Source organism: Micromonospora sp. CPCC 206060 (assembly GCF_036906895.1).
In the GTDB taxonomy this organism is placed as follows: domain Bacteria; phylum Actinomycetota; class Actinomycetes; order Mycobacteriales; family Micromonosporaceae; genus Micromonospora.
In genome coordinates this window covers 56,834-63,210 of sequence record NZ_JBAKHU010000040.1, presented here as the reverse complement: position 1 = coordinate 63,210, position 6,377 = coordinate 56,834, and the positions used below count along the sequence as shown (strand labels likewise).

Sequence of the window (6,377 nt, the reverse complement as noted above, 5' to 3'; positions counted from 1 at the left end):
TAAGACCTCAACGAGAGTCCTCTCGGACGGGGCGGTCGTCGGCGAAACAGGAAAACCCGAGGGTGACCACGGGAATCCCCGTCCTTTAGGACGGGGAGGATGTCAATCAGGTACCCCTTTTCGAGGCAGGGTGCACCGCGGGCGGTGGTGCGGGGGAGAGGCGTCGACGGATACCGACCATCGACGACCTGACGTGGTACTGGTGGAGGATCTCCGGAGCGGGACGTGCAGAACCGGATCGACCGGCGACGCTGCCGGCCAACCTGCCCATGCCGGGTGTCGCTACGGGATCGCGGTGCTGTGCCGGTGATGCATGGGCACGCCTTTCGACGTAGGTGGCAGCCCGGGTGATCAATTGCGCGCAATTAACGTCCAGCCTCAGGTGAGGCCCGTCGCGACTTTACGTGATCCACGGATGACTCAGCAACATCAATTCACCAATTGGTTGGTGTGGGTTCCCGGGATGTGGTCGCTGATCCATCCGGAATGTCTGTGCCCCGCCTGGTGGAAGATCCTTGCAGCTCATGCGGTGGGTAAAGGCGGGCGTGGTCTGCCCGCGTGAGGTATCCGACCACGGTGATATTCCTGATCCATAACTACTTGTCTTATTTCGGCGGTTACCGAGGTGAGATCGGAGGGGTCACGTGCACGTGATCCGGGCAAAACGACCGGCCCTCGGCTGATGATCCCCACCTCGGGGTGGCAGGGTGTTCGGATATCTGTCAGTTTTCGGCCAGACCTGCTGGTAGAGGCGACGGCCTTTCCGCAATAAGCCGTTCAATGACCCCGGCCCGTCTTTCCGGGCAGGCTGCCGAGCAGAGAGGCCGTGGCCAGGTAATACCAAACCCAGCCCGCCGGAAACCGCCGCCGAAATGGGAGAACAGTGAGAGCCGCAGGTCGTCGCAGGTCAACGGCATTTCATTGCGCCCGCCAGCCGCCGGACTCGGCGCCCCGAGGACACGGAGCTGCACCGGCAGCAGGAACACCGCCCCCGACACCCCGACCCGGTGGCCGCTCGCCGACGGCTTCGGCCCCGGCTCCGGCTCCGGCCCTACGAGGCGGTGGCTCACTGACAGCGTGCTCGCGAACCCCACCCGGCCTTGGTCGACATCGCTCTGCCGGTGGTATCGGTGCCGTCCACTCGGCGGCCCCAACTCAGGATGAGCCTGATACCGCAGGGGTATAAATATGACCCACGGGCATCAGGCTCGTTCCCGGTGGCCCGGTGGCCCGGTGGCCCGGTGGCCCGGTGGCCCGGTGGCCCGGTGGCCCGGTGGCCCGGTGGCCCGGTGGCCCGGTGGCCCGGTGGCCAACCGGGGCCTGACGCGGGGACCGGGCAACCGGCTCACCACGTCGTGCTCTGCCAACGGGTCGAGGCGATCGGTACGTCCCGACGCAGTCCCCGGCCGATGACCGGTCGCCCACGCCGCCGACGCCCACGCCGCCGAGGAAAACGCGTTGGCCCGGGCCGGGCCACCGACCTAGGCTCCCCGGCGCGATCGCCACACGACGGGGGAGTCACATGTCCGGTGCCCGGATGCACGACGGCGAGGTGGTGACCGATGTCGACCTGGTCCGCCGGCTGCTCGGCGCGCAGTTCCCCCGGTGGGCCGACCTGCCCGTGCACCCGGTTAGCTCCGCCGGCACCAACAACGCGATCTACCGCCTCGGTGACGATCTGGTGGTACGACTGCCGCGCATCGCGGACACCGTCGAGCAGGTGGAGTTCGAGTACCGGTGGCTGCCCCGCCTCGCGGCCCACTCACCGGTCGCCGTGCCGGAGCCGGTCGCGCAGGGCGTACCCGCCGACGGCTATCCGTGGCCGTGGGCGGTCAACCGGTGGCTTCCTGGGCGGACCGCCGAGGTGGCCGACGGCGGGGGCGCCGCAGTCGCCACCGACCTCGGCGGGTTCGTCGCCGCGCTGCGCCGGGCCGACCCGTCCGGGGCGCGGCAGGGCTACCGCAGCGGTCCGCTGCGCGGCCGGGACGCCCTCGTACGCCAGTGGACGGCCGCAGCGCGGGGCCTCGTCGATGCCGACGCGGTGCTCGCGGCCTGGGAGGAGGCGCTCGCGGTGCCCGACTGGGACGGCCCACCGGTCTGGACCCACGGTGACCTCCTACCCGGCAACCTGCTCGTCGACGACGGACGGCTCGTCGGCGTCATCGACTTCGGCGCGGCGGGCGTCGGTGACCCGGCCTGCGACGCCCTCCCCGCCTGGACCCTGTTCGACCCGCCCGCCCGCGAGATGTTCCGGGCGGCGGCCGGGTTCGACGACGAGACCTGGGCCCGGGGTAGAGGCTGGGCCCTGACCTTCGTCAGCGCAGTGACCTACTACCGGCACACCAACCCGGTGATGGCCGCCCTCGGCCGCCGGGCGGTCGACGCCGTCCTCACCGACCGGCTCTAGACCTGCGGGCCCGCGCGGTCACTGGTCGTGGCCGGGCACGTGCGGTCGCCGGTCCGCGATCTGCGAAACTCAGCACGACTACATTGCGTGAGCGAGACGGGAGAGGGAGGCCAGTGGCAGGCGACATCGGGTCCAAGATTGGTGATCGGCTGGTCCGGGCGTTGCGTACCGCCCTGGACATCGAGGTGGCCCCCGCCGACACCATGGTCCGACCCTCCACCCGGGCCGGCGTCGACTACCAGTGCAACCTGGCGATGAGCCTGGCCAAACGGGTCGGTCGCCCGCCACGGGAGGTGGCCGACAAGATCGTTGCCGCGCTGGACATCGACGATCTCACCGCACCGCCGGAGGTCACCGGCCCCGGCTTCATCAACTTCGTCGTCCGGGACGGGTGGCTGGCCACCGCCGTCGCCGGCCTGGTCGGCGAACCGCGACTCGGCGTACCCACCGTCGCCCGGCCCCGCCGCTACGCCCTGGACTACTCCAGCCCCAACGTGGCCAAGGAGATGCACGTCGGGCACCTGCGCTCCACGATCATCGGTGACGCGGTCCGCCGGCTGCTGGAGTTCGCCGGCCACGAGGTGCTACCGCACAACCACCTCGGGGACTGGGGCACCCCGTTCGGGATGCTCATCGAGCACCTGATCGACATCGGTTGGGACGACAGCGCCCACACGATCACCGACCTCAACGGCTTCTACCAGGCCGCCCGCAGCAAGTTCGACGCCGATCCCGAGTTCGCCGACCGGTCCCGGCTGCGGGTCGTACAACTGCAGAGCGGTGACGAGCGCACCCTCGCGCTGTGGCGCCAGCTGGTCGAGGAGTCGACCCGGCACTTCGAGGAGGTCTACGGCCTGCTCGGCATCGGCCTGCGCGCCGGGGACATCTACGGGGAGAGCTTCTACAACCCGATGCTCGCCGACACCATCGACGACCTGGAACGTAAGGGCCTCACCCAGGTCAGCGGCGGTGCGGTCTGCGTGTTCCCGCCCGGGTTCACCAACCGGGAGGGCGAGCCGCTGCCGCTCATCCTGCGTAAGCGCGACGGCGGGTACGGCTACCACGTGACCGACCTGGCCACCGTCCGGTACTGGGTCGGGGAGCGCGGCGCCACCGACCTGCTCTACGTCGTCGGTACCCCGCAGGCGCAGCACTTCCAGATGGTGTTCGCCGCCTGCCGGCAGGCGGGCTACCTGACCGACGACAACCGGACCGTCCACATCAACTTCGGCACCATCCTCGGCGAGGACGGCAAGACCATCCGTACCCGCGCGGGTGGCTCGATCAAGCTGGTCGAACTGCTGACCGAGGCGGTCAGCCACGCCGCCGACATCGTGGCGGAACGCTCCGAACTCGGGCCGGAGGAACAGGCGCAGGTCGCCCGGGCGGTCGGTATCGGGGCGGTCAAGTACGCCGACCTGTCCAGTGACCGGGAGAAGGACTACCTGTTCACCTGGGGCAAGATGCTGGCCCGGGAGGGCAACACCTCGGTGTACCTCCAGTACGCCAACGCCCGCATCCGGTCGATCCTGCGCAAGGCCGGGCAGTTGCCGGGCCCGGGCACCCCGGTGCTGCTCACCGCGCCGGCCGAGCGGGCGCTTGCGTTGAAGCTGCTCGAACTCCCCGCCGCCGTCGACGCCGCCCTGGAGTCGTACACCCCGCACAGGCTGTGCACCTACCTGTACGAGACGGCGGCCGTGTTCACCTCGTTCTACGAGACGTGCCCGGTCCTGGCCAGCGGCGTGGACCCGCAGGTGCGGGACTCGCGGCTGGTGCTGGCCCGGCTCACCTCGGAGGTCCTGGTGCTCGGCCTGGACCTGATCGGGATCGAGGCACCCGAGCGGTTGTGAAGGCGCCCGGCTCGACGCTCTTCCCTGACGCAGCCTGACCGCGTTAAGTAGTTCAGGCGGCACGTCCCGTGATGGTCACCCGGGCGGGGCGTGCCGGCCAGAGCGGCCCGCAGCGTCGAGGAGTGCCCGTGACAGGTTCAGCCACCGGATCCGACCGCCGGGACGGCGCCGCCACCGACCACCGTGGCCCGTCACCGGGTACGACGGTGTTGCCCGAACTCCGGGCGATGTGGTGGGAGACCGGGGTACGGGCGCGCGCCGAGGCCAGCCTGCTCGCCGTCTTCGCCGAGCTGCCCCGACTGGTCGCCGAAGCCCTCCGGATCAGCTGGCGGGCCGACCGGCTGCGTACCTCGGTGGTGGCGGTCGCGACGGTCGGCGCCGGGGTCATGGCCGCCCTCGGGCTGCTGGCCACCCAACGGGCGCTCGTCGAACTGTTCGCCGGTGGACCCACCCCCGACAAGGTGGTCGCCGCCCTGCCGGCGCTCGCCGCGCTCGCGGGGGTCACGGCGGTCCGCGCCGGGATGGGCATCGCCAGCGGGTACGCCCAGAACGGCCTCACCCCCCGGGTCAGCCGCGAGGTCGAGCGTGGCCTGTTCGAGGTGACCACCGCGGTACGCCTGGACGCCTTCGACGCCGACGCCTTCGCCGACGACATGGAACGCGCCTCCCGGGGCAGCGACTCGGCGATCGACCTGGTCCAGTCGTCGATGAACCTCCTCGCCGGGCTGGCCGGTCTGCTCGCGGTCACCGCCGCGGTGGTCGTGATCCACCCGCTGCTGCTGGTCGCGCTGCTGGTGGCGACCCTGCCCAACGCGTGGGCGGCCCTGCGCGCCGGGCATCTGCAGTACCGGACCTACACCGCCGGGTCGGTACGCCGCCGCCGGTTGTGGCTGCTGCACCGGCTGATGGCCGAGCGTGACTCCGCCCCGGAACTGCGCTCGTACGGGCTGCGTCGCTTCCTGCTCGACCAGTACGACCGCGTCATGGGTGTGGAGACCGACATCCAGCTCGCCCTCGCCCGCCGGGTCACCACGACCACCAGCCTCGGCGCGGTGATCGGCGGGATCGCCACCGGCGCGGTCTACGCACTGCTCGGCCTGCTGCTCGTCGACGGACAGATCCCGCTGGCCGCCGCAGCCACCTGCGTCGTCGCGGTCCAGTCCGCGCAACGCTCACTGTCCACGGTCACCTTCCAGATCGACCGGGTCTACACCGAGGGCCAGCACTTCAGCGACTACACCGGCTTCATGACCCGCGCCGCCGCCTACCTGCCCGACCCCGGTAACGGTGGCGACGCCCCACCGGCGCTGCGCGAACTTGCCGTACGCGGGGTCAGCCTGCGCTATCCCGACCGGGACACCGCCGCCGTCGACGACGTCACGCTGACCATCCAGGCCGGGCAGACCGTGGCGTTCGTCGGCGAGAACGGCTCCGGCAAGACCACCCTGGCCGCGATGATCGCCACCCTGCGTACCCCGACCAGCGGTGTGATCGAGTGGAACGGGCGACCGCTGGCTGACTGGGACCTCGACCGGCTGCGAACCCGGATCGCCGTGGTCACCCAGGAGTACCACAAGTGGCCCTTCACCGCGGCGACGAACATTGCCATCGGCGACGTCGACGTCGATGCCCGGCAGCAGCGGATCGAGGCCGCCGCCGTCCGGGCCGTCGCGCACGACATGATCCGCGAGCTGCCCCATGGGTACGAGACACTGCTCGACCGGACCTTCGCCCAGGGGCAGGACCTCTCCGGTGGACAGTGGCAGCGCATCACCGCGGCCCGCGGTTTCCTGCGCGACGCGGAACTGCTGATTATGGACGAGCCGTCCTCCGCCCTGGATCCGCGTGCCGAGGATGCCCTCTTCCAGGCCATCCGGGACCGGCAGGGCAGGGCGACGACCATCCTGATCACCCACCGGTTGGCCAACGTGCGGCACGCCGACCGGATCTTCGTGCTGCACCACGGCCGGCTCGTGGAAGCCGGCAGCCACGACGAACTCATCGCCACCGGTGGCCGGTACGCCGACCTGTTCACCCTGCAGGCCGCCGGGTACGACGCCAGCGTGGTGGTCCGTCCGCCGGTCCCGCAGCAGGCCGGCCCCGCCGGATCCTGACCACGT

General features: G+C 70.7%; 3 protein-coding genes. All 3 read left to right on the top strand.

Translation table 11 applies throughout. The annotated features are described in order from the left end of the window. Window positions 1-1,522 precede the first annotated feature (1,522 nt). On the top strand, window positions 1,523-2,407 hold the full coding sequence (locus V6U90_RS22350) for an aminoglycoside phosphotransferase family protein (RefSeq protein ID WP_334439962.1): 885 nt from the start codon (window positions 1,523-1,525) through the stop codon (window positions 2,405-2,407). Between the two features lie 137 nt (window positions 2,408-2,544). Then, the gene (gene argS / locus V6U90_RS22345) at window positions 2,545-4,257 is read left to right on the top strand and encodes an arginine--tRNA ligase (protein WP_442933647.1); all 1,713 of its coding nucleotides are present in this window, start codon (window positions 2,545-2,547) and stop codon (window positions 4,255-4,257) included. 227 nt (window positions 4,258-4,484) lie between these two features. Next, the gene (locus V6U90_RS22340; protein WP_334439968.1) at window positions 4,485-6,371 is read left to right on the top strand and encodes an ABC transporter ATP-binding protein; all 1,887 of its coding nucleotides are present in this window, start codon (window positions 4,485-4,487) and stop codon (window positions 6,369-6,371) included. Window positions 6,372-6,377: the final 6 nt, after the last annotated feature.